The sequence below is a fragment of the Brevibacillus fortis genome (genome assembly GCF_046196545.1).
GTDB classification, from domain to species: domain Bacteria; phylum Bacillota; class Bacilli; order Brevibacillales; family Brevibacillaceae; genus Brevibacillus; species Brevibacillus fortis_A.
Genome location: NZ_CP176370.1, coordinates 1,559,746 through 1,582,178 on the forward strand (window position 1 = coordinate 1,559,746; position 22,433 = coordinate 1,582,178).

Annotated in this window: 18 protein-coding genes and 1 pseudogene; 12 read left to right on the forward strand and 7 right to left on the reverse strand. The window is 47.1% G+C overall.

Annotation, left to right across the window (positions count from 1 at the left end; all coding sequences use genetic code 11):
* Window positions 1-26 precede the first annotated feature (26 nt).
* From ACKKE8_RS08315 to ACKKE8_RS08335, 5 genes are all read left to right on the forward strand, one after another.
* A complete protein-coding gene (locus tag ACKKE8_RS08315) occupies window positions 27-959 on the forward strand; it encodes an iron-hydroxamate ABC transporter substrate-binding protein (protein ID WP_409177750.1) in 933 nt (310 codons plus the stop codon).
* A 125-nt stretch (window positions 960-1,084) separates the two neighbouring features.
* The gene (locus tag ACKKE8_RS08320; RefSeq protein ID WP_409177751.1) at window positions 1,085-1,846 is read left to right on the forward strand and encodes a DUF4253 domain-containing protein; all 762 of its coding nucleotides are present in this window, start codon (window positions 1,085-1,087) and stop codon (window positions 1,844-1,846) included.
* Between the two features lie 87 nt (window positions 1,847-1,933).
* Complete coding sequence (locus tag ACKKE8_RS08325) at window positions 1,934-2,371, forward strand: CoxG family protein (RefSeq protein ID WP_409177752.1); 438 nt, start codon at window positions 1,934-1,936, stop codon at window positions 2,369-2,371.
* Window positions 2,372-2,564: 193 nt separating this feature from the next.
* Window positions 2,565-5,225 carry a LuxR C-terminal-related transcriptional regulator gene (locus tag ACKKE8_RS08330; protein ID WP_409177753.1) on the forward strand — a complete coding sequence of 887 codons (2,661 nt, stop codon included), beginning with the start codon at window positions 2,565-2,567 and terminating at the stop codon, window positions 5,223-5,225.
* Between the two features lie 84 nt (window positions 5,226-5,309).
* Complete coding sequence (locus tag ACKKE8_RS08335; protein ID WP_409177754.1) at window positions 5,310-6,224, forward strand: NAD(P)-dependent alcohol dehydrogenase; 915 nt, start codon at window positions 5,310-5,312, stop codon at window positions 6,222-6,224.
* 107 nt (window positions 6,225-6,331) lie between these two features.
* Here ACKKE8_RS08335 and ACKKE8_RS08340 read toward each other — a convergent pair whose 3' ends face one another.
* The 3 genes from ACKKE8_RS08340 to ACKKE8_RS08350 form a co-directional block, all read right to left on the reverse strand.
* Window positions 6,332-7,177: a DegV family protein gene (locus ACKKE8_RS08340; protein WP_409177755.1), complete on the reverse strand. Its 846-nt coding sequence runs from the start codon at window positions 7,175-7,177 to the stop codon at window positions 6,332-6,334.
* 246 nt (window positions 7,178-7,423) lie between these two features.
* Window positions 7,424-8,281 (reverse strand): amidohydrolase family protein, encoded by an 858-nt coding sequence (locus ACKKE8_RS08345; RefSeq protein ID WP_409177756.1) that lies wholly within the window; start codon window positions 8,279-8,281, stop codon window positions 7,424-7,426.
* 14 nt (window positions 8,282-8,295) lie between these two features.
* A complete protein-coding gene (locus ACKKE8_RS08350; protein ID WP_409177757.1) occupies window positions 8,296-11,391 on the reverse strand; it encodes a GNAT family N-acetyltransferase in 3,096 nt (1,031 codons plus the stop codon).
* Between the two features lie 136 nt (window positions 11,392-11,527).
* Here ACKKE8_RS08350 and ACKKE8_RS08355 point away from each other — a divergent pair, with 136 nt between their 5' ends.
* Window positions 11,528-12,247, forward strand: a complete 720-nt coding sequence (locus tag ACKKE8_RS08355; RefSeq protein WP_409177758.1) for a metallophosphoesterase — start codon at window positions 11,528-11,530, stop codon at window positions 12,245-12,247.
* Window positions 12,248-12,316: 69 nt separating this feature from the next.
* On the opposite strand, the gene ACKKE8_RS08360 is transcribed toward ACKKE8_RS08355, so the two are convergent.
* Together ACKKE8_RS08360 and ACKKE8_RS08365 are read right to left on the reverse strand one after the other, a co-directional pair.
* Window positions 12,317-12,706 (reverse strand): GDSL-type esterase/lipase family protein, encoded by a 390-nt coding sequence (locus ACKKE8_RS08360; RefSeq protein WP_409177759.1) that lies wholly within the window; start codon window positions 12,704-12,706, stop codon window positions 12,317-12,319.
* Window positions 12,642-13,529 (reverse strand): GDSL-type esterase/lipase family protein, encoded by an 888-nt coding sequence (locus ACKKE8_RS08365; protein ID WP_409177760.1) that lies wholly within the window; start codon window positions 13,527-13,529, stop codon window positions 12,642-12,644. The genes ACKKE8_RS08360 and ACKKE8_RS08365 overlap by 65 nt, the downstream gene beginning before the upstream one ends.
* 200 nt (window positions 13,530-13,729) lie before the next feature.
* On the opposite strand from ACKKE8_RS08365, the gene ACKKE8_RS08370 reads away from it, so the two are divergent.
* Together ACKKE8_RS08370 and ACKKE8_RS08375 are read left to right on the forward strand one after the other, a co-directional pair.
* Entirely contained in the window at window positions 13,730-14,263 is a 534-nt protein-coding gene (locus ACKKE8_RS08370) for an exonuclease domain-containing protein (RefSeq protein WP_409177761.1), read from the forward strand.
* Window positions 14,264-14,371: 108 nt separating this feature from the next.
* Window positions 14,372-15,568, forward strand: a complete 1,197-nt coding sequence (locus ACKKE8_RS08375) for a DUF418 domain-containing protein (RefSeq protein ID WP_409177762.1) — start codon at window positions 14,372-14,374, stop codon at window positions 15,566-15,568.
* Between the two features lie 68 nt (window positions 15,569-15,636).
* On the opposite strand, the pseudogene ACKKE8_RS08380 reads toward ACKKE8_RS08375, so the two are convergent.
* Window positions 15,637-16,808: pseudogene (locus ACKKE8_RS08380) on the reverse strand (IS3 family transposase).
* 225 nt (window positions 16,809-17,033) lie between these two features.
* Between ACKKE8_RS08380 and ACKKE8_RS08385 the strand changes: the two are divergent.
* From ACKKE8_RS08385 to ACKKE8_RS08400, 4 genes are all read left to right on the forward strand, one after another.
* Window positions 17,034-18,506: an S-layer homology domain-containing protein gene (locus tag ACKKE8_RS08385; RefSeq protein WP_409177763.1), complete on the forward strand. Its 1,473-nt coding sequence runs from the start codon at window positions 17,034-17,036 to the stop codon at window positions 18,504-18,506.
* Between the two features lie 305 nt (window positions 18,507-18,811).
* Window positions 18,812-20,194 carry a TraB/GumN family protein gene (locus ACKKE8_RS08390; RefSeq protein WP_409177764.1) on the forward strand — a complete coding sequence of 461 codons (1,383 nt, stop codon included), beginning with the start codon at window positions 18,812-18,814 and terminating at the stop codon, window positions 20,192-20,194.
* 140 nt (window positions 20,195-20,334) lie between these two features.
* A complete protein-coding gene (locus ACKKE8_RS08395) occupies window positions 20,335-20,838 on the forward strand; it encodes a TerB family tellurite resistance protein (RefSeq protein ID WP_088906399.1) in 504 nt (167 codons plus the stop codon).
* Between the two features lie 155 nt (window positions 20,839-20,993).
* On the forward strand, window positions 20,994-21,389 hold the full coding sequence (locus ACKKE8_RS08400) for a DoxX family protein (protein ID WP_409177765.1): 396 nt from the start codon (window positions 20,994-20,996) through the stop codon (window positions 21,387-21,389).
* A 32-nt stretch (window positions 21,390-21,421) separates the two neighbouring features.
* On the opposite strand, the gene ACKKE8_RS08405 is transcribed toward ACKKE8_RS08400, so the two are convergent.
* Window positions 21,422-22,396, reverse strand: a complete 975-nt coding sequence (locus ACKKE8_RS08405) for a helix-turn-helix domain-containing protein (protein WP_409177766.1) — start codon at window positions 22,394-22,396, stop codon at window positions 21,422-21,424.
* Window positions 22,397-22,433 lie beyond the last annotated feature (37 nt).

A 22,433-nucleotide genomic window follows, 5' to 3' on the forward strand; every position in this document is an offset into this window, starting at 1 on the left:
GATCAGGAGTAAGGAGATCGCTTACCATGAAAAAAGCATTCATCCCTGTCATTCTCATGTTCATGCTCTTGCTTAGCGCTTGTGGATCTCAACAAGCTCAACCTGCACAGCCAGAGACATCAGCGTCAGGCAACGAAACGAAAGAGGCAATGGTGATTTACCAATCGGAAAAAGGACCTGTCGAGGTTCCAGCGCAACCGAAACGTATTATCGGTCTAACAAATGCCCCAAATCTTGTATCGATGAAGGGTACACTTGTCGGAGTAGATCAATACACGAAGCAAAATCCGCTTTTTACAGAAAAATTAAAAGACGTGGAAGTCGTATCGGATGCAGATCTGGAGAAAATTCTTGCCCTGAAACCTGACCTGATTGTGGCGGGAGCAGAAATGAAAAATCTTGATCAGCTTAGCAAAATTGCGCCGACTGTCGTGTTTACGTGGGGCAAATTGGATTACTTGTCGCAGCAGTTGGAGATCGGCAAGCTTTTGAACAAGGAAAAGGAAGCCCAGACGTGGATTGATGATTTCAAGAGCCGTGCAAAAACAGCTGGTGAACAAATTAAAGCGAAAATCGGTGAAAACGCAACGGTATCTGTCTTCGAGTATGATACGAAAGATTTTTATGTTTTCGGAAATAACTGGGCGCGTGGTACGGAAATCCTCTATCAAGCAATGGACTTAAACATGCCAGACAAAGTAGAAAAGGACGTTCTCGGTCCTGGTTACTATAAGCTATCGTTGGAAGCGATTCCTGACTATGCTGGTGATTACCTCATCCTCAGCAGAAGAAATGGTAGTACCAATGATTTCTTGCAATCCGCGACATGGAAAAACGTTCCGGCTGTCAAACAAAATCGCATCATTGAGATTGACACGGAAGCTTCTACCTACAGTGATCCGATCACACTCGAATATTTGCTGAAAATCTTTACGGAACAGTTTCTTGCCAAATCATAAATGCTTGGGAATCCAAGCATTTTTCTTTTTGCTTTTTGTTCATTTCCACTGTATCTGGAAATTGAAGTAAAATGGATGAGTAATCCTATGATTTGAACATAACAACAGAAAAAAGAGGTGTGACGATGGTAGAAGAGTTGTCGAATTACCTAAAGGAATGTGACATAGAAGTGGTTGCTGCGGAGGACTTCTCGGTGCCTGCCACAAAGGTAGATAAGCACAGCATTTTGGTCCTGCCTAGCTATAATATACTTGAGATGATAGAAGAAGCTGTAGACAAAGAAGGATCACTCTCTGATTATGTACATAAACGGTTAGAGGAAGCCCATCGCTTATCCGTAGAGGAAGTCTTTCGGCACATTGCAAAATCTCGACTTTTATATACAGACATTTCTTCCGAGTTGAAAAATTTGGATGGGAAAAACTTTGAAGAGATCTATCAGGCATATTCTCTGATATGGGAAGGCCAGGAGCTACTCGATGAACAACTCAGTGAAACAGAGACGGAGTCCTTTCAAATCAGTGAAGAATGGGTACAGGATCGATTAGAGGATGAGGCCTTGATTGTCCTGGAATTGCCGCTAGCATCTGGTTATGAAGCACCGTTGTGGATTCCAATGGGCGGCTATAATGAATGCCCATTGCCCGTTTACCAGTCCGTTATCGTAAAGCACTGGCAGGAGGCGTATGGGATCAAGATTCTCGCTGTGACAGAGGATACTTGGATTTTTCAAGCCGGTTCAAGACCGCAGACCAACCAGGAGGCTCTAAAGCTGGCACAAGAGCATTTCATCTTTTGTCAGTACGTCTTGGATGAGTTTCCTTCCTTAGGGCATTACGCCGATTATTTGATGAAACAGGATGTGTGGTATTTTTGGTGGGATTAACTCGCCATATTCCTGAAATATCTCCCGTGTTCCGACAATAAACATAACAAGATACCAAAGAACACTGGGGGAAGGAATGAGCAAATCATGCCTCAAGGAATACATGATGTGGAGCTGAACCTGCCCATCGGGGCGGTATGGCAGTTTGTGAGTATAGTGGAGAATTGGGTTCCACTGGTACCTGGCTACATCAGCCACGAGGTAATCAATGAACGTCGTGTCGCTTGGACGTTTACAGGCGATATCGGCATCATGAAGAAAACGATCAGCCTGCAAGTGGATATCACCGAATGGACTCCGCCTACTGAGGTGAGGTTCAACCTGACAGGGATCAGCGGGAATTTTACCGGAGAGGGTTATTTCAAAGCGAAGGCATTGGGTGAGGCGCGGACGAAAATGACGGGGTGTCTGGATATCACCGCCCATGGTGTGAAGGGCCCCATGATCAATTCCATTCTAAAATCCAATCTGCCGAAGACAACGAGGGAGCTCGTGGAGGCTATTGGAAAACGTATAACGAAATAGCATCCTTGCCACCAAAACGAAAACACGCCAGCTCGGCGTGTTTTTTTGTGTCATGCACGTTTGGGGATAATAAAGGCATTCACCTCTGAATCGAGAAAGGAGATCTCCTCCATGGAAATCTGGTGCATTTTGCCGCTAAATCAAAAAGCGGCGGAGTTGACGCTTAGAGACGGCGATCCTTATAATTTCTATTATGACGATTCCAATTGTAACCACCAAACTGTATATGCCCCCGCCACGGTTGAAGACCGTTACCCGTCATCGACTGATCGAGCAGTTACACGAGGGCTTAAACCGTAAACTGACGGTCATTTCAGCACCAGCAGGCTCCGGGAAAACGACACTTGTCAGTGAATGGCTTGCCAGCGGTGATCGACCCTTTGCCTGGATTTCCATGGATGAAGGGGATAATGATCCTGCGCGTTTTCTTACATACCTCTTCACAGCTCTGCAAAACATTGGCCCGAATATTGGAGCGGACATATTCCCTTTGCTCCATTCTCCTCAACCTCTACCAATCGAATGGATGATCACGACTCTGCTTCATGAAATAATCGCAGTACCCAACCCGTTTGTTCTTGTCTTCGATGATTACCACGTATTAAAAACGGGGCCACTCGATGATGCCATCTCATTCCTGCTTGAACGCATGCCCCCGCAGATTCAACTGGTAATTGTGACCCGTGAGGAACCACGTCTGCCTATCGCCCGGTTACGTGTGCGAAACCAATTGAATGAAGTACGCGCATCCGATTTGCGCTTTACCTATTCGGAAGCAGCTGAATTTCTGGAGAAGGTGATGGGGTTAGAGCTATCACCGGAAAACACCGCCCTGCTCGAAGCCCGCACAGAAGGTTGGATTGCCGGTCTACAGTTAGCCGCTCTTTCCATGAAAGAACAAAAGGATGTCGCAGCCTTCCTTCCATCTTTTTCCGGCAGTCACCATTTTATTCTCGATTATTTGGTGGAAGAAGTGCTTACCCAGCAACCTGCGAGCATTCAAGCATTCTTGCTGCATACATCCATCCTCGACCGATTGTCCGGTCCTCTTTGTGACGCCGTTTTTGGCCAGAGTGATATCTGTTCAAGTTCAGGTCAGGAAACGTTAGAATTCCTCGAACGAGCCAATTTGTTTATCCTTCCGCTGGACAGCGAGCGGCGCTGGTACCGCTATCACCATCTTTTTGCTGATTTGCTGCGGCAGAGGCTCCGTCAGCGTTTTTCATCGACAACAGGCGAGGCCGAGCGAATTGTCGCAGAATTACATACACGGGCAAGCATTTGGTATGAAGACAATGGTCTGGAGATGGAAGCTTTTCACCATGCAGTGGCCGCCAATGATCCATCGCGAGCAACGCGACTGGTGGAGGGAGAAAGGATGCCGCTGCTCTTTCGTGGAGGGGTAGTCCCTGTACTGAACTGGCTGGAGTCGTTACCACACGAGGAGTTGGATGCAAGGCCAGCGCTTTTGGTGATGTACGCCTCTGCTTTGCTGATGACTGGTCAAATGACTGGCGTTGAACGGAAATTGCTAGCCGCCGAAAAAGCACTGCAAGGTTTGGAGCAAGATGCCAGGTCCAGAGATACTCTTGGGCATATCGCTGCTATACGCGCCACATTGGCTGTGAGCAAGCATCAATCAGACGACATCATGGCCGAGGCCAAGCGAGCCTTAGAGTACCTGCATCCTGACAACTTGCCTGTCCGCACAGCCACTACTTGGTCGTTGGGGTATGCCTATCACCTCCAAGGGAATCGTACCGCTGCCAGCAAGGCTTATCAGGATGCATTATCGAACAGTGAGAAGATTGGCCATGTCGTGATCACCATGATGGCTACGCTTGGACTAGCGAAGCTACAGGAGGCAGATAATCAGCTCCATATGGCGGCTGAGACTTATCAGCATGTACGAAAATTGGCTGGTTCCCCTCCGCTACCAGCTGCTTGTGAAGCGCATCTAGGCTTGGCCCGGATTTTTTATGAATGGAACGACCTGCATACAGCGGAACATCATGGTCAACAGTCCATTCAATTAGCACGTCAACTGGAACAAACGGACAGAGTCGTGGCAGCGCAGGTGTTACTCGCTAGACTGAAGCTAGCACAGGGAGACGTTAGTGGAGCGGCTGCCATGCTTGCAAATGCTGAGCATGATGCTCGCAAGCATTGCTTTGTCATGCAGATGCCCCTTATTGCGGAAGCACAAGTCCTTCTATTACTGCAGCAGGACAACCTGACAGCGGCAGCCGGATTGGCACAGAAGCATGACCTTCCTATGCTCCATGCCCGTGTACTTCTGGCACAGGGAGATACGTCCGCAGCACTTGCGGTGCTCGAACCACTACTCGCGCAGGCAGAGGCAAAACAGTTAGAGGATGAACAACTCAAGATCATGCTTTTGCTAGCCGTTGTTCTGCATGCGCATGGAGATCAAGCAAAAGCTGCGCAAATGGTAAAAGACGCTTTGGTAATAGCGGAGCCCGGTGGCTTCATCCGTACTTTTGTCGACGAAGGTATCCCGATGAAAAGGCTATTGTGTGATGCGGCAGTCTATGGGACGATGCCACGTTATATAGAAAAGCTGCTTGCGGAATGGAAAGAGGAAGAGCCGAAAAGGGAAGGGGGCAACTCGAATCAGTCCCACCATGCTAATTCCCTGATCGAGCCACTTAGTGAGCGAGAACTTGAAATTTTGCAGCTCATCGAAAAAGGATTATCGAATCGTGACATTGCCCAGCAGCTGTTCCTCGCACTCAGCACGGTGAAAGGGCATAACCGGAATATCTTTGACAAGCTGCAGGTACAGCGAAGGACGGAAGCAGTCGCACGGGCTCGCCAGCTGGGCTTGTTGTAAATTCCAAAACAATACTTAAGTATCTGTATACCAATACCATGCTCTCGCTATACTCATGGCAAAGTGCATGATAGGGGGATGTCAATGAGAGCCGTGGTATGCACGAAATACGGATCGCCAGATGTTCTGGAGCTAAGAGAAGTAGAGAAGCCTATTCCTAAGGATAATGAAATCCTGATAAAAGTTCATGCAACAACGGTTACATCTGGAGACTGCAGAATACGCGCCTTCAAAAGTCCGTTCTTGCTCTGGATTCCTATGCGCCTCGTACTCGGTCTCACAAAACCGAGAAATCCTATTCTTGGTGTAGAGCTATCAGGGGAAGTCGAAGCGATCGGAAAACATGTAAAGCGATTTAAAAAAGGCGACCACGTCTATGCATTAAGCGGGATGCGATGCGGTGCGCATGCAGAGTACATCTGTCTGCATGAAAACGCAATCGTGGGGTTAAAACCGACAAATGTAACACATGAAGAAGCCGCCGCGATTCCTTTTGGGGGAACGACCGCCTTGCATTTTTTTCGAAAGGGAAAGCTTCAAAAGGGACAAAAAGTGCTGATCTACGGGGCTTCTGGATCGGTAGGGACATCCGCGGTACAGATTGCCAAATATTTTGGGGCTGAGGTGACTGGGGTATGTAGTACCGCCAATTTAGAAATGGTGAAATCGTTGGGAGCCGATAACGTCATCGATTACACGAAAGAAGATTTTACGAAAACAGAAGAGCGGTATGACATTGTATTTGATGCCGTAGGGAAAGCAACGAAATCGGAGTGCGTAAAACTATTAGCGCCGAACGGGATATTCCTGACAGTCGATGGGCAAGGGATTGCAAAGGTGCGGACGGAGGATTTGGATTTTCTTAAAGAGTTGATGGAGGCGGGGCAGATAAAAGCGGTTATTGATAGACGTTATTCGTTGGAACAAGTATCGGAGGCACATAGGTATGTGGAGACAGGGCGGAAGAAGGGGAATGTCGTGATCAAGGTTGGAACATGATGAAATTGTGCCAAAATGACATACAAATGGGGCAGCTCTTTGCCGAAAAAAATCGGCATGTGAAGCTGCCCCATTTTCTAGTAGTAATGGTTCATTAGATGTTGCTCTTATTCATTCCGCCAAGCCAACGCCAGCGTCCCCATCCCAGCATGCGCCCCAATCGTCGAACTGATCGGTCCAACCAACACCTCGACATCGGAGTACTTGCTCTGAATTTTCTCTTTCAGTTCCAGCGCTTTGTCCAAGACGTTTCCATGCAAAATCTGCACGTGCTTCACGGAGTAATTCTGCTTGGCTTTCTCCAGCTGTTCCAGCATGCGCTTGACCGCTTTCCCTTCGGTACGAACCTTTTCATATACTTCAAACAGCCCATCTTTAATTTGGAAAATCGGCTTGATCTGAAGCAGATTGCCGATGAAATATTGCAAGCCGGTCATTCGGCCGCCTTTGTAAAACTGGTCGAGACTGCCGACCAGGATATAGTTCTCAAACTTTTTGTATTCCTCGCGCAAGGAAGCTGCAATCTCCTGATAGCCTTTTCCTTCTTTGGCTTGCTTGATTCCGTTTAAGATTATCGAGGTAATCGGGTACGACATCAGCTTGGAATCTACCGGCTCGACAGGGAAGTCTACCATCTTGGCTGCCGTTACACTTGTATTGTAGGTCCCACTCAGATCAGAGGAGAGGTGGACAGCAATCGCGCATTCATACTCTTCCCTTAATCGTTCGTAGAGCATCACAAATTTTCCTAAGGAAGGCTGTGACGTTTTGGGAGCATAATTGGCCTGCACAATTTTTTGATAAAGCTGTTCAGGCGCTAAATCAATGCCGTCTTCATAAGTACCATCTTCAAAGATAATCTCTAGTGGAACGACGTAGATGTCATGCTCTTCCAGGATGCGATCAGGTATGAGTGCGGTACTGTCTGTAACCCAGGCAATTTTTTTCTTCAAGGAAACATGTCCTCCCCCATTGTAGTAGAAACCTTGCTCTATCTTTACTAGCGAAAGCTTCATGGTTGTCCGAGACTGATGTTGTATAAGCAAACTCGCATATACTATCATAATACGAAAACTGTCGTTTTTTGTCGTAAATAGAAGAAGTTTTATTGAACAAATGAGAGAGGATTCTGGAAAGGGGACACAGACAAGAAAAATCCCATGTTTCTTCGAGAGGAAGAGACATGGGATTTGTATCGTCTACTCAACAAACGGCTTGATTTTAGGAAACACCTTCAATGCTGTCTTGTAAAACACATCCTCGTGATACTCCGCAGGGATCAGGTCCTGTACAAACTGGATATACGGCTTCACTGGTGCCAAGGGCCAGTCTGTTCCGAACAAAAACTTGTCGTAATGATCACAATAGGTGATCGCGTGGCGCAGATGGGAGAAGAAGAGAGGGGAATCCGCAAGTCGCTTGCAATTGGCTGCATCACCGACCATTAAGCCGGAGAGATCCGCAAACATATTGCGGTTTTTATAAACGACTTCTGCCCCATCGAGTACCCACGGATCTCCAAAATGGGCCATCATGAAAGTAACGTCTCGATGCTTTACCGCCACCTCGTCCAGTGTGAGAGGGTGGGAGTATTTTAAGAGCCCACGCTCTGAGTACGTATCGCCGGTGTGAAAGACGACAGGCACCTGGTATTTGGCAGCGAGTGCATAGACGGGATCGTAGACGCTATCGTAGGCGTAGAAGGGATAGTAGCCCAGATAGATTTTCAACCCGACCACGTTGGGCTTTTGCAGGTCAGCTTCCAAGCGTGCCACTGCCGCTTCATCCAGCTTGAACGGGTTGATTCCTAGGCAACAGACGAACTGTGGCGGCAACTCGTCTGTCAGGTCTAGTCCCATGGGAGTGACAGCTTCCACATCGGGAAAGCCGTCTGGCTGAGTCTCTGTCAAGCCCATGCCTATCCCAAGGACCACGCCATTCTCGGCATATTCTTGCAAGAGACCAGCGACGGAGTAATCAACAAACGACTTTTCTGCCGCCGTCCGCTTGAATTCCTCGATATGGGACAAATGCATATGCGCATCAATGATTTTCATTGTGTTGCCCTCCCTTATTTGGCAAAGCGTATCGCCCGTAAGTCAGATAGGGCATTGGACGGAAGCGTGTTGTCGGCAAACAGGAAAAAGACAGGCGGAGTAAAGGTAGTGCTGTTGTTTGGCAGATTCAGTTCGCGTATGACAGAAGCTACCGCCACTTCCTTGTTTGCATATACTTGGAGGTCCGCAGTATCGAGGTCAGTCACGATATGCATCTGATCTTTGCTGGTAGCTCGCCGGAGAATATAATCTGAAACTTCAAGGACATCCAATTCACCTTGTGCCAGCTTGTAGCTGAGCTCCTCGCCATTCGTACCGACAGTTTTCAGCCATACCGCCTCGTCCTCGGTTCCTGGCTGCAAAAAGATGTCAGTGGCTAATTCGTTGCCAGCAAAGTACGTTCCGGTATTTTGTTCGATCTCTACTGTATGACAGAGGACAGGTACTCCTGGCAGCAGCAAGTAATATTGGTGGCAAGTCAACCCGCGATATTTCTCCTGCTTTTTCACATGATAGCTCACCTTGATTCCCTGCCACGCATTTTTCTTGTTGTCGACTAGCTCGACAAAGGAAGCAGTACGTTCTTCCTTAACCAGTGAAAACGCGCTTAACTCCTCCATATAGTTGCCGATTCCACCTGTCCACGGGTTCCACCAAGATTTCGGCTTCCTCTCAGGGAAGGCACTGTCCAGCCACTCCTGCCCATTGCTTGTAAGCGAGTAGAGCGTCGGAGCAAAATCTGGAGCGGCTTTGATCCGCAATCGTCCATTGTCGGCGATATAGACCTGCTGTCCCTCTTCTACTGTTTGCTCCTGGATGACCTTGCCTTGACCGATTGGGAAAATTGCGCTCTGCAAATGCGTCACATGCGTATCAAAACGTCCCTCTACTTGCACGAGGTCATATGGTTTTTCCGGCGTCATGAAGGAGAAGCCAGATTCCGTCTCTTCCTCATCTTCTGTAAAGCTCTGCGTTTGTTCGGAAGCTGACTCATTCAAAAGAGATGCGATCAGTTCTCCGTCCAAGTACTGCTGCTTGTACTCTTTCACCTGTACATCCAGTTCCTTGCTTGTGACAAACGGATTTTGCCCGTTTGCGCTCAACTCTAGGTGAGAGGTCAAGATCAGGTCTGCTGGCATAGGTTCTCTACGGGCAAAGGCACGGAACTCTTTCCAGTCAGCATAGCCCCCATGCGAGAAGTGGAAGGGACCGAACGATTTTTTTTCATGTGGAGCAAGCATGCCGAGATTGGTTTCAAGTGTGACATACCAGCCTTGAATGTCAAAACGGTATTCAGGTGGCCAGCACATTCCCCATGGGGCCGTTTCATCCTGTGTAAACAGCCAGTTTTCACTGACTGACTCAGCATCCCAATAATCCATATCGCTGCCATACGAGGATGGTGTTTCAACATAACGGCCTTGGTACGGCACAATGGGGCGATGAAAACTGTGATGAAAGCCTTGGTTTAGCCAAAGCTCAGTAGTCAGCTTGTCAGCAGAGTGGTTTTCTATCTCCAATCCGTGTTCTACGGTACCATCTCCGAACAGGAGCGTTTTGCTAACCAGCGCAATTTGTGGGTATGCACCGGAGCGATACGTTGCACGGATGCCGACTGCTCCCTTTTCCACGATAAACTCAACTTTCTCGGCACGCTTTTTCGAGAACTCGCTGGAAAACGGTTTGCCGAGCTTGGGATAGAGGACGTTGGTTGGATCCCCACCTGTCCCGCCGACAACAGTCATCTCATTATCTTCTTTGCTCAAGTAGAGCGTATGGCGGCCATGGTGAACTTGCCATGCCTGTTCCGTTTCTCCCGACACCATCGCACCGAGTCCCGTAAAGGCAGCTCCGATTTTTTTGGCAAAAGAAACCGATCTGTCATCTGCGAGCTTTGCCTCCACCTGTACGTTGGCTTCGTAAAAGCCGTGTTCATACAGGTCAGCGTTCAGCGGAAGCGAAATGCGCTCTTTGCTAGACAGTTTCAAAGTGTGGCGTTGTTCTTGTAAGCCCAAAAATGAACAAACCGGCAGCTCGAATGAAAATTCGGCTTCTTCCGCAAAGTTGTTTTCCACGTCCAAATAAAACAGCGTTGTCTGTCCCGGATAGGATAGGCCAGGTACATGCAAGGAAAGGGTAGCAGGAAACTTGGGAAGGATTCCTACCTCAAACAGAGCTGCCTTGCCGTTGATCAGCAGGTGGGTACAAACACGCGGATGTGTGCGCCAGATGCTTTGCTCTTCTGTGATTGGGTCGACAAAAAAGTTTGCTGACAGCGTCGTTTCACCTGTCACAGCCAGCTCGTGCTGATAATCAAAGCGGATCGTGTCGCCCGGTTGCCCGTTAAACGAAATCTGTAACGGCTTGCCCGATTTGTTGACGATCCGGTAGTGAATTTGATATTCCCGTCCAAAGACCAGCTCCAGCTTTTCCACCTCGGCAGACACGAGATAATCTTCCGTCTCGATGAGGCGCATGCCTCGACCCCGCCGCTCAAACTCCACGCGCAAGCTCGTTTCTCCTTTTGCCCAGGAGTATGTGAAGTAATCAAAGCCGTTTTCCTTACGTCCATCTGGCTCTACAACGATCTGTCGCGTGGAGTCCTGATACCAGTCAAGCTCCTCAAAATAGTGGGCGATCGCTTCAGTACGGAGCACAGAAGGAATCATGTTCATCAGATGGGTGGCGTCGTCACGGTCTTCCCAGAAAAAACCGAACTTCTTATACAACGGAACAGCCTTCGTGTTTCCTGCCCACGTATACAGATCAAGTCGGGGCCAGCCGAGCTCAATCGTTTTCTCCAGTGCGCATGAAAGCAGCATCCGGCCGACTTTTTTTCCGTGATAGTCGGGACGTACATTGAGCAACGGGATGTAGAGGGCACCGGTATCTTCCCGATATTCGGCCAGGCTGCAATAACCAACGACCGGCTCACCCTCCATTGCGAGATAGACGGTGATAGCGTCAGAGGCTGCTTCTTCTTGTCTGATTTGTTCGGCTGTCGTAATCGAATTTCCGCCTCCCCAGCTATCTCGGCTGGCATTCCACATATCTGCGACCGCTGCGGCCAACTCAGGGCGGTAGGTGACAATTGAGATTGATGCTTCCATGCTTGTTAACACCTCGATTACATTGGTAAATGATGTATCTTCTAAGAGTTGTACGTTTGATCGAAAGAATTGTTGCTAGTTTTCGGAAAAAGAATCTGAATATGAGATAATAAGAGTAAGCAGGAAGGAGGTAGCTATGAAACGGAAACTTATTATTGGTGATATTCATGGATATTTTCATGTACTTACGCAGCTACTGGAAAAAATAAATTATAAGCCTATACAGGACCAAGTTATTTTTATTGGTGATTATATAAGTAGAGGACCTGAATCTCTAAAAGTTGTTTCAGAGATAAAAAGAATGGTGGAGGAGGAAGGTGCAATTGCTTTAATGGGTAATCATGAATATTCTTTAATTGAATTTTTAGACTCTCGAAACCCTTCCTTTGATTTGTTTTTTCTCCATCAAATGGGTGGTATGAACGCAATAGAAAGTTTTCTTCAAGGTGTTGATGATTCAGTTTTTAACGATATAGAGCTTGTTAAAAGAACACTCAAAGTGGAGCGCAAAGAAGAAATTGATTTTATAAATCATTTACCTTATTACTTTGAAGATGAAGGACATATTTTTGTACACGCTGGAGTTTGTCCAAGGAATTGGCGAGAAACAACACCTTCTGATTTTGTCTGGATAGGTGAGAATTTTATAGAAAGTCCAACAGGCATTGACAAAGTTGTGATATTTGGACATACCCCAACCTCTAGAATAAAATCGAATACAGAACCCAATCAAATTTGGTATTCAACAGCAGGTGATAAAATAGGAATAGATGGCGGGTGTAGCTATTCTGGTGGACAACTAAATGCGTTGGAAATCAATACGGAAGGATACAGGAACCACTTTGTAAAATGCTAAAATACACAGCCCCTACCCTAGTTAAAAGGTGGGGGCTGTTTGATGCTTGCCAACTAACCGGTCATTTCCCTACTTTACAAGTCCCTTCAAGTAGTCCAGGAGCAGCGGATAGAAATCCGGCTTGAAGTGAACGCCGTTGTCCGCGTATTTGATTTTGTTGGCGGAGAAGAGGGGTGCCAAGTCCACGTAATCGACTTTGACTTCATCGGCCAACTGTTCAAGCGCTTGGTTGAAGTCCGGAATGTTCGTATACTGCGGCACTTGCTTCAGGGCTTCCTCGGCGACTGGCGGGATCGACAGGATGTGGAGCTTGGTCTTCGGCAGCTTGTTCCGGATGCTGCCGATCAGCTGGCGATAGCGCTCGACGAATTCCTGCTTGTCCGACAACTGAATGTCATTGCTGCCCAGCAGAATGAATACATGCTCCGGCGCCCGGCTGGCAAGTTTCTCGACATTCATGAGGGCGAGAGAGAGTCGCGCCGCTTGGGGCGATGACATTCGCCGTATCCACTTTGTTCAGATAGGACAACGCCCCCACGATGGAATCTCCCAGGAAAACACTGTGCCTGAACGCTGCTTTGTAGGCTTCGTTCGTATCGGTGACCGCCGGACCGCGCGGCTGATGGGCCAGATCCGTCCACTCCTTCAAATAGCCCCGCAGGATTGGGGAGAATGCGTTCGTGAAATGAGAGCCGTCTTCATCGTATAGAATCTTGTGCTGCTGGAAAATGGGGGTAAGGTCAATGTAGTCTACGCCCTTCTCCTTCGCCATCTTCTGCAGGGCTGCGTTGAATGTTTCAATCTGCGGGTTCATGGACGCACCGAACGGCGATGCGGCATCTACAGGCGTAATCGACAGCATGTAGACGCGCGCCGCCGGCAGCAGTTCCCTTATACGATCGACCAGCCGGGTGTATTGCTGTATGAACGTCTTCTTCGCTTCCTTCGACGGTTCCCCGAGATCGTTCTGCCCCATTGACAGGAACACATGCGACGGCTTGCGGCTCGTGATCTCTTCGACGTTGTCCAGCGTAGATTGAACCGTTGCACCCAATCCCCCCATAACGTTCGCTTCAGGCAGCAGGTCATCGTTCGTCAGTCCTCCGATAATGGAGTCGCCTACGAACAAGCTGCTGCCGAACAATTCCTGAGCGCTTCCTACAGGCGCCTGCGTCGTAGCGAGCTGAGTCTGACCCTTGTCGTCGGCCGCGCTGCAGGCGACGAGGGCCGAGAGTATCGCCGCTGACAGAAAAATGCTAACCCATCGTTGTACCATTTTCATACGCAATAACTCCTTCTTGCAATATACCCATATCATAGAATAGAGAAATCAAGATCGAGTGCAGACGAGATCAATATTGGGTGCAGACAAGATCAATTTCGATTGATAATGTAACATTAGCTTTTAGGGGAAAATTGGTATACTTGCATAAGAAACCATACAAGGTTTATGATGCGATGTTCTATGGGGGAGGATTGACTATGAATTACATCATCTTTGACCTGGAGGCTACGTGCTGGGAAAACGACAGGACGAAGCAAAATGAAATCATAGAAATTGGAGCAGTAAAGCTGGATGAGAACCTTGCCGTGATCGGTGAGTTTCAAACCTTTATCAAGCCAAAGCTAAACCCGATTCTCTCAGACTTTTGCAAAAAATTAACATCCATTTCTCAAGAAGAGGTGGATCAAGCGCCGAGCTTTGGCGAAGCAATCAGCCACTTTCAAAACTGGATAGGCAGTGAGTATCACCTTTGTTCATGGGGCTTCTACGACAAGAAGCAATTGAAAATGGATTGTGAATTACACAATGTGCCATCAAGCTGGATTCGTCATCATATCAGCATTAAGCATCAACACGGCAAGATCATTGGAGTCGAGCGTGGTGTGGGGATGGGGAAGGCATTGCAGATGTTGAATATCCCTCTCGAAGGTACTCATCATCGTGGAATGGATGATGCCAGAAACATCGCTAAAATATTCGTCGCGATATTTGATCGGTTGAAGTTCTCCTGATCGTCCACCATACGCAAGCCACGATGAATGTAAATTTAAGGTAACGATAAGGTGCGATTTAGAAGCCATTAAGCTTAGCTCGTTACAATCAGGCTTGAGGTGATAGTCATGGAGCTAAAGCAGAATCGCATTCGCATCATCGATGGCTTGCGGGGATTTAGTTTAGTAGGGATTTTGCTGGCGAATATGCTGATTTTCCAATATGGGATTTGGGGAAGCCAAGAAATGGATTTATACGCCCTTCCCGATTACGAAATGACTGTGTATAAGCTTGTGAAAATATTTGTGGAAGGCAGCTTTATGCCGATTTTTACCTTCATGTTTGGTTTTGGTATGATCAAGATGCAGCAAAGCTTGGCTGCCAAAGGCTTGAGGCAAAAACGCTACCTTGCCCGCAGGTTTCTAATGTTGATCGGACTTGGTCTCCTTCATTCGTACTTCCTGTGGGAAGGGGATATCTTGGGGTTTTATGGCATGATGGGCTTCTTTCTGTTGCTGTTCATGAACCGTAAACCGAAGACGTTGCTCATTTGGGGGATTGTCCTACTATGCCTCATCAGCTTAATGGGTCTTATTCCAGATGATCCGAATGATCCTGCGAGTACTACCGACCCTGCTCGTATGGAAGTGTATGTCATCAAAACAATGACCGTCTATGGCACGGGCACATACGAGGAGATCGTGCATCATAGAAACAGTGAAGATCCGCTTGGCTTGCCGGAATACATGATAGTTTTTTTACTGTTGATCACGCCGCTTATGAGTGCACCCATGTTCCTTTTTGGGATGTATGCTGCGAAGCGCAGGTGGTTCGAGAAGCCAGAGGAAGAACGCACCTCGTATCTTCGAAACATGCTGATCTTCCTGCCAGCTGGACTTTTGTTAAAAGCGTTGCATGTGTATCTGCCGGGAACTTGGTGGAGCGGCGTCGGTGAGATATCGGGGGGAACCATCCTTGCCATCGGTTACCTTTTCGCCTTTGTTTGGTTCTTTTCCAGAAGCACGGAATCAACTTGGCTGCCAAGGTTTCAAGCCGTGGGAAAACTCTCCTTAACGAATTACCTTTTGCAAACCGTCATATGTACGACGATCTTCTATGGCTATGGACTCGGGTGGTTTGGAAAGATCGGGGTATTGGCTGGCTGCGGATTAGCGATCGTGATTTATGTGGGACAGCTTTTCTTAAGCCCGCTGTATCTAAAACGGTTCCGTTATGGCCCAGTGGAACGACTATTGCGAATGTGGACGAATTTTTCAATCTCCGGCGAGACAAAGAAACGCCCGGAAAAACCTATATCTGCTTAGCATCAGAAAATAAAAACCAAGCAGCTGTGGTCATAACCCTGTCAAGTAGACTGCCTAAAAACCCATAGTTACGCGGCGATCGCTTTCCGATACTCAATCGGGGAACGGTCGCCTAGTTTTTTCTGAAAACGACTCTGATTATAAAATGCAATGTATGTTTCAACAGATTGATTTAATTCCTAAAATGATTTTGCCGAGCATCGATACATCATTTCTGTCTTCAGATGAGAAAAGAATGACTCGATACAGGCATTATCCAGGCAATTTCCCCGTCTCGAATGACTTCCTAGTACTCCGTACTCATCCAAACGTTTATTGTAGTGTCTGGAAGTGTATTGAAAACCTTGGTCCGAATGTAGGACGGAACCGTTCATCTCTCTTCCCTTACAAAGACTATCTACGGTGCTCATCACGAGTGACAAATCGTTTTGGGAAGAGACATGCCAAGCAACGATTTCGTTATTAAACAGATCCTGCACAGCAGATAGATAAAAAAATCGTTCTCCGACTCGTAGATAGGTGATGTCGGTTACCAGCTTCTTTAGAGGTGCTTCTGCTTTAAACTGTCTTTCCAGACGATCCGGGTTTACAACTGATGCCTGTCTGCCGAAGAATCGTCTTTTTTTACGAATTACTGAGCGGATGCCTAATTCCTTCATCATTCGATAGACACGTTTGTGATTGATTTGTAAACCTTCTTTGCGAAGGGCAACTGTCACTCGTAAGTAACCATAATAAGGATGCAAGCGATGGATACTTAGGATATGTTCTTTTAGGTTGGCTTCCTTTTCGCTACGTCGAACAGATGCCTCTCTGGACTTTCTCCATTTGTAATATCCCGCACGGGATACTTTTGCAAAACTGAGCAGCCATGATAATCGATATTTGGTTTGCATTTGTTCAATAATTGAGAACCTTGCTTTCTTCGAAGTCACTCCCCGTTTAGATTTGGATATCGCTTTTTTAGATATTCATTCTCCGCTTTTATGTATGCTAACTCTTCCTCAACGCTTGTGAATTTGGTTTTTGGACGCCCTTTTCGCCATGCCTGATTTGATCGAGAAGCTGTTAGTGCCTCCCCATTACGAACCTTATTAACCCAGTCCAACACCTGTCTTTTTTCTGGAATGCCTAATCTTCTGGCGACTTCTCTAGAAGATACTCCGGACTCGTAAAGACGTACGGCTTCCATTTTTTCCTCTTCCGTATAAACTCTAAATGTTTGTCCTTTTTTAGCCATAAAAAAATCCCCTCTGATCAATTGTGTCTTACCCAATTGTAACAGTGGGGTTTTAAACACAGTCAACCATGAGGGGATATTACCAGCTGCTCTATTGGCTACTTGGTTTTTTATTTGGTTGTTGGCCTCTAAAAATATGAATCCTCTTATCGGTCTCCAACATATAATGTCAATGATTGGAAAAAGATGATCAGATAGGTCATCGTAAAGAACGGAGGATGGGAATTGGGACGTTTTCGAAGAGCAGTAACGAGTTTTGTTTTCTTTAGCCTCTTTTGCTTGATCTTCCAAGCATCCATATTCGTGCCTGTAAGCCAAGCAGCAAGTGCAGAGGAAACACCTGCCGCGGTAGAAACCACTGTAGATCTTCGTCACTTACAAGGAAAAGTCAATGAAATTAACGCCGAAAATTTAGTCCAGGAAAAATATACGCCCGACAGCTGGAGCAAGCTTGTGTATGCGTTGGATGCTGCAAAAGCCGTACTGACGAAGCCAAACGTCACCCAAGCAGAAGTCGATGGTGCCTTGTCCGTGCTAGTCATAGCAAGAGAAGGGCTGAAGAAGCAGGAAGGTACAGTCGACAAGAGTAAACTGCAAACGAAAGTAGAGGAAATTGCAGTGGAAAAGCTGCAAGAAAAAGATTACACGAGGGCAAGCTGGAAAGAGTTTCAGAATAGACTAGGGCAGGCTTACTTTGTGCTGGATGATCCGCATGCGAGCCAGATTGTCGTAGATGTGGCCCTTGAGAAACTGATCAAAGCGAGACAAGATTTGAAGAGACAAGATGACGCGGTATATAAAAGAGAATTGAGAGTCAAAGTGGAAGAGATCGAGGACAAAGACTTGGATGAAGACGACTACACCAGATCAAGCTGGCGTGATTTGGAAGATGCACTCGAACATGCATGGGATGTCATCGACGATCCACGTGCCACGCAGTCTGAGGTAGACGACGCTCTGTACGATTTGAAGAAAGCATGGAGAAATCTAGAGGATGACGATGATCGTGACAGAGATCGGGACCGGGACAGAGACCGTAAAAAAGATTCCTATACCACACCGACAAACAGCTTTTTCACTGGAGGCAGCTCTACCGATAAGAAAGAGGAACGCCCTGCAACCACTAAGAAAAGTAAGAGCCAACATGGCTATATCAATGGCTATCCTGACGGAACGTTTCAACCTGATCGTACGGTGACACGTGCGGAGATGGCTGCCATTTTACTGAACGCTGGAATGGTGAACCAGTCTTCTGTGAATAAGGGACGGTTCTTCGATGTAGCCGACAACTACTGGGCAGTAAATCCGATTCATCAAGCAAGTGCAGCGGGTATGATGAGCGGCTACACAGATGGCACATTCCGTCCATCGGCCAACATTACCCGAGCGGAAATAGCCGCGGTCATCTACAAGTACAAGGCCTTGCAAGGTACAGGAGGGGGCACTGCCTTTTTCGATGTGAGGGGAGATCACTGGTCATCTCCAATCATTGCAGCAGTTGTTGCAAAAGGCTACATGACAGGTTATCCCGATGGCACCTTCCAGCCAGAGAAAGCGCTGACTCGTGCCGAAGCTGTAACGATTCTCAATCGTGTACTGAATCGCGTACCGCAGAACCAGGCTGGCCCGCAAAGATGGCCGGATGTCGTACCTGGTCATTGGGCGTATAAAGAAATTGAAGAAGCATCCATGAAGTAACGATTTCGAAAAAGGACTCACCCTCCTGTAAAATAAGAGGGTGAGTTTTTTTATGTGTGCTGTTGATTGTCATATTTGCTCCGTTGACGATGCGGCTTTATTTGACCAAGCCGAATCGATAACTTGCGGATTCATAGAGAAAGCGTCGACGATCAATGTCGATGCTTTTTATTTATAGTGAAAATGGTCGTATTTTCTATTCTTTTCTATCATTCGGGTATCTCTTCCAGAAATATGTGGTATAATCTACCACTAAGAAAGAATGGCATCAATCATTCAGCTTAGAATCGAGAGGAGAAAGTTTGATGAAACTAAACAAACGCTGGAGCAAACTGACTCGCTGGGCGGGAACAGGTACACTCAGCTTGGCGCTTTTGCTGGGATATGTGTTGCCTGTGCACGGGCAGACACCCGTAGCCCCTGTTATCAGCCCTTGGTCTGTCACTACGTTGAACGAAGGGGAAAAATACGGAATTTTTCCACTGGCGTGGTATGAGGATGCCTCTTTTCAACAAGCCATTTCTGCTGAGAAGTTCAATATCTTGCTGGAAGGCACAGCGAAAAAGCTGGACCGTCTGGGATTGAAGAAAAAGAATGCGACTTTGCCGCTTGCAAAGGATAAGGTCATGACAAGAGAAGCGGTCACGACTGCTTTGTACAAGCTTTTGGCAAACTACGAATTGCCAGCAGCATTCGAGATGAACGGGGAGCCCCCGATTGACTACATGAAGAAAAAGGGCCTGGTAAATGGGACGAGTGCTGGTCTTGAGCTGAAACAGCCAAGCACGGTGGAGCAAGCAACGGTGATGGCAAGCAGACTGGTTGAGTTCGCATACGATACGGTTGGTGCTGGTGCCGAAGGTCTGATGTGGAAAGTGACCAACGATAAAAACACCATGTACTTGCTCGGCTCAATTCATGTGGGAATCCCAGAGATGTACCCGATGCAAAAAGACATCCGGGAAGCGTATGAAGAGTCAGACGAGCTGTGGGTTGAGGCAGACATTATTAATGGGGACAGTGATTATCTCACGCAAAAAATGGTCTATACAGATGGCAAGACACTGAAGGATCATGTATCTGCTGAGACATATCAAAAGCTGCAAAAACTGCTCGCGAAGCTGGAGCTGCCAGCCAATTCCTTTGATGCCTACAAGCCTTTTGCCATTTCCTTGTCTGTGCCATCGCTGGGCTACGTAGAGACCGACACAGACCTTCAGTTCGGAATGCTTTCCGGTATCGACAGGTACTTCCTGACAAAGGCGATGCTGGATGAGAAGCCGATCAATGAGCTGGAAGGCATAAAGCTGCAAGCAGATTTGCTCTCAGGTGTTCCGGCAAAGCAACAGGAGAAGGAATTGAATATCATTTTGGATGTTGCTTTGACCGAAAAAGGGCTTCAAGAAAACGCAGATATGCTAAAAAATATGCAGACAGAATGGGTAGAAGGTGATCTGGGCGGCTTTACCAAGATCATGACAGAACATGGCGATTTCGGTGAAGGCGAAGTAAATCAGCGTCTGCTCGGTGAGCGAGACAAAAACATGGCTATTAAACTGGCAGAGGTGTTGGAGAAAGAAGGGGAAACTACTTCTTTTGTCGTGGTAGGTGCAGCCCACTTTTCAATGAAGGGCATGGTTATTGATCATTTGAAAGCCAAGGGCTATAACGTCCAACAACTGAAATAAGAGCTAGATTAGGAAGTGTCGGCGCGGGCTGGCACTTCTTTTTTGTTTACCGAAAAATTGCTTACCCGGACAACTGTTGCTAACATTCTCCAGTTGATAGTAAAATTATACTATCTTGGCATACATAGGAGGTATTTTGCGTGGGCTTGTTTGATATGTTTAAGACGGACAAAGGGGAAGAAATGACCCCTCATTTTGGATTCGCATGCTCCTTGCTCTACATGATGAAATCGGATGGAGAAATGGACCACGAGGAAATTGGTCAATTGCTCGCTGTATTGGGCGGCGAAGAAAGCAACGGCGTGATTGGTGTAGGTGCTAATAACAGACAGTTGCTCGAAAACGCAATGAAATATACACGCAATAACTCTATCGAGAAATTCCTGAGCGAAGTAACTCCATTGCTCACAGATGCTCAAAAAATGTGCATCCTGGTCAACCTGATCGATTCCTCCCTGGCAGATGGCCAACCTGAGCGTGAAGAGCAAGAGCTGTTTGGCAAGTTCTTGACTGCATTTGGTATTTCGGAAGATCGTTTCCGTCCATTCTTTGAAGTAATCGTGTTGAAAAATGACCGTGGTGTGTTCGTGAATCAAAACCATCCAAAGAACCAACCAGGTTACAGAGTTACACTTCCCGTTTAATCTTTGATACGAATTCAGAACCTTCTCATTTGAGAAGGTTTTTTTCGTTTTTAGAAAAAGACAGTTCCTCAACTCAAAAGAGCAATACAGAAGAAATGTTGCCGCTTTGATTGTGCTACGATCTGCTTAGGAAAAAAATGAAAGGTGGGACCCCCATGCGGAGTCAAATTTCCAAAACACGTCTGTGGATTGCACGGATTATGAGAGGACTTGTCATTCTTTTTATGCTATTTGACGGTGTATTCAAACTCATCCAGCCTGCCCCTGTCGTAGAGGGAACCCTCGTACTCGGCTATGCGGAGCATCACATTGGCTTGATTGGAATTCTCGCCCTTGTATCAACGGTGCTGTATGCGATTCCCCGGACAGCAGTTTTAGGTGCACTTCTGTTAACTGGGTTTTTCGGTGGGGTCATTGCTACCCAGATCCGTGTAGATGCACCACTCTTTTCCCATACGTTGTTTGCTGTCTACCTCGCGATTTTGATGTGGGGCGGATTGTGGCTGCGGGATGAGCGTGTGCGAAAACTGTTTTTCAGTGAAAAGCTGTAGCCACATCATCGGCTACAGCTTTTTCCATGATCCTATTTGGTTGTAACCGTGAATCTCCGGTATTCGTTGGGCAACAGTCCGGTGCTTTTGCGAAATAGCTGGGAGAAGCGGCTGGAGTTGTGGTAGCCCACGATATACGCAATCTGATTAATGTGCAAATCGGTGCTCGTGAGCAGTTGCTCGGCGTGATTCATGCGCTTGTTTTGGATATATTCGGTAATGGTGCATTGGTTTGCTTGCTTAAAAGTGTATTTCAGCTTGGTGAGTCCCATGCAGGCGATCCGGGCGAGGTGCTCCAAGTGTATTTCGGAGGCGAAGTGATCGTCAATGTAGGCGGTCACAGCGGTCAGGCCGTCCAAATCCTGTCGGGATATGCTTTTGGTTGGATGCGTTTTTTTGTGTGCTTTGGCCTTCTCCACGATCAGTGATACTGCTTCTGCGACTTTCCCCTCGTAGTACAGCTTTGCGGCAATTCCCGTTCCCCGGAAATTCCGTATCTGTCGGAGCAAGAAAACAAGCTCCGCGAAGTTCGTCATCCCATCTACCGTAATAAAGGACGAGCGCAGGTCCTTATACTCTACTGGATATTTGCTTTTCAAATAATCCTCGTAATACTCCGGCATGATTTCAATAGCCGTCGAGCGAATGGGAATGTTTTTGCGATAGCTGGCCCGATACACATTGTTATACCCGATATGGACGCGGATGCAGCCGCATGACAATCGTTTATACGGGTTGAATTCTTCTCCAGAGACGGAATCGTAATAATTGAAGCTTAGGTACTTGGGTTGCTGGAACTCCAGAAACAAATCCTCGTAAAAGACGAAATCTTGGATCGAAATCGAAAACAGGTTGTCACGCGTATAAGTCCAGTAGCGCCCCTGCCCTTTCTCTGGCAAAACAGAAAAGCAAACACCCTCGCGATTGTATGGACCGTGGTCGTCGTCAGGATAAAAGCCGCATTGAATTAAACACGGGGTATGTAGTTCCGTCAAAATATCTTTCATTATAGTCACCACCCATGCCGTGATCGGACGAAAACAT

Bases quoted from the DNA above. Each gene is read 5' to 3' on its own strand.
- ACKKE8_RS08315 (WP_409177750.1), top strand. From the start codon at position 27: ATGAAAAAAGCATTCATCCCTGTCATTCTCATGTTCATGCTCTTGCTT.
- ACKKE8_RS08350 (WP_409177757.1), bottom strand. From the start codon at position 11,391: ATGGAAGCATCAATCTCAATTGTCACCTACCGCCCTGAGTTGGCCGCA.
- ACKKE8_RS08330 (WP_409177753.1), top strand. From the start codon at position 2,565: ATGACGATTCCAATTGTAACCACCAAACTGTATATGCCCCCGCCACGG.
- ACKKE8_RS08335 (WP_409177754.1), top strand. From the start codon at position 5,310: ATGAGAGCCGTGGTATGCACGAAATACGGATCGCCAGATGTTCTGGAG.
- ACKKE8_RS08405 (WP_409177766.1), bottom strand. From the start codon at position 22,396: ATGAAAGATATTTTGACGGAACTACATACCCCGTGTTTAATTCAATGC.
- ACKKE8_RS08325 (WP_409177752.1), top strand. From the start codon at position 1,934: ATGCCTCAAGGAATACATGATGTGGAGCTGAACCTGCCCATCGGGGCG.
- ACKKE8_RS08360 (WP_409177759.1), bottom strand. From the start codon at position 12,706: ATGAATGTCGAGAAACTTGCCAGCCGGGCGCCGGAGCATGTATTCATT.
- ACKKE8_RS08365 (WP_409177760.1), bottom strand. From the start codon at position 13,529: ATGAAAATGGTACAACGATGGGTTAGCATTTTTCTGTCAGCGGCGATA.
- ACKKE8_RS08355 (WP_409177758.1), top strand. From the start codon at position 11,528: ATGAAACGGAAACTTATTATTGGTGATATTCATGGATATTTTCATGTA.
- ACKKE8_RS08375 (WP_409177762.1), top strand. From the start codon at position 14,372: ATGGAGCTAAAGCAGAATCGCATTCGCATCATCGATGGCTTGCGGGGA.
- ACKKE8_RS08320 (WP_409177751.1), top strand. From the start codon at position 1,085: ATGGTAGAAGAGTTGTCGAATTACCTAAAGGAATGTGACATAGAAGTG.
- ACKKE8_RS08390 (WP_409177764.1), top strand. From the start codon at position 18,812: ATGAAACTAAACAAACGCTGGAGCAAACTGACTCGCTGGGCGGGAACA.
- ACKKE8_RS08370 (WP_409177761.1), top strand. From the start codon at position 13,730: ATGAATTACATCATCTTTGACCTGGAGGCTACGTGCTGGGAAAACGAC.
- ACKKE8_RS08400 (WP_409177765.1), top strand. From the start codon at position 20,994: ATGCGGAGTCAAATTTCCAAAACACGTCTGTGGATTGCACGGATTATG.
- ACKKE8_RS08345 (WP_409177756.1), bottom strand. From the start codon at position 8,281: ATGAAAATCATTGATGCGCATATGCATTTGTCCCATATCGAGGAATTC.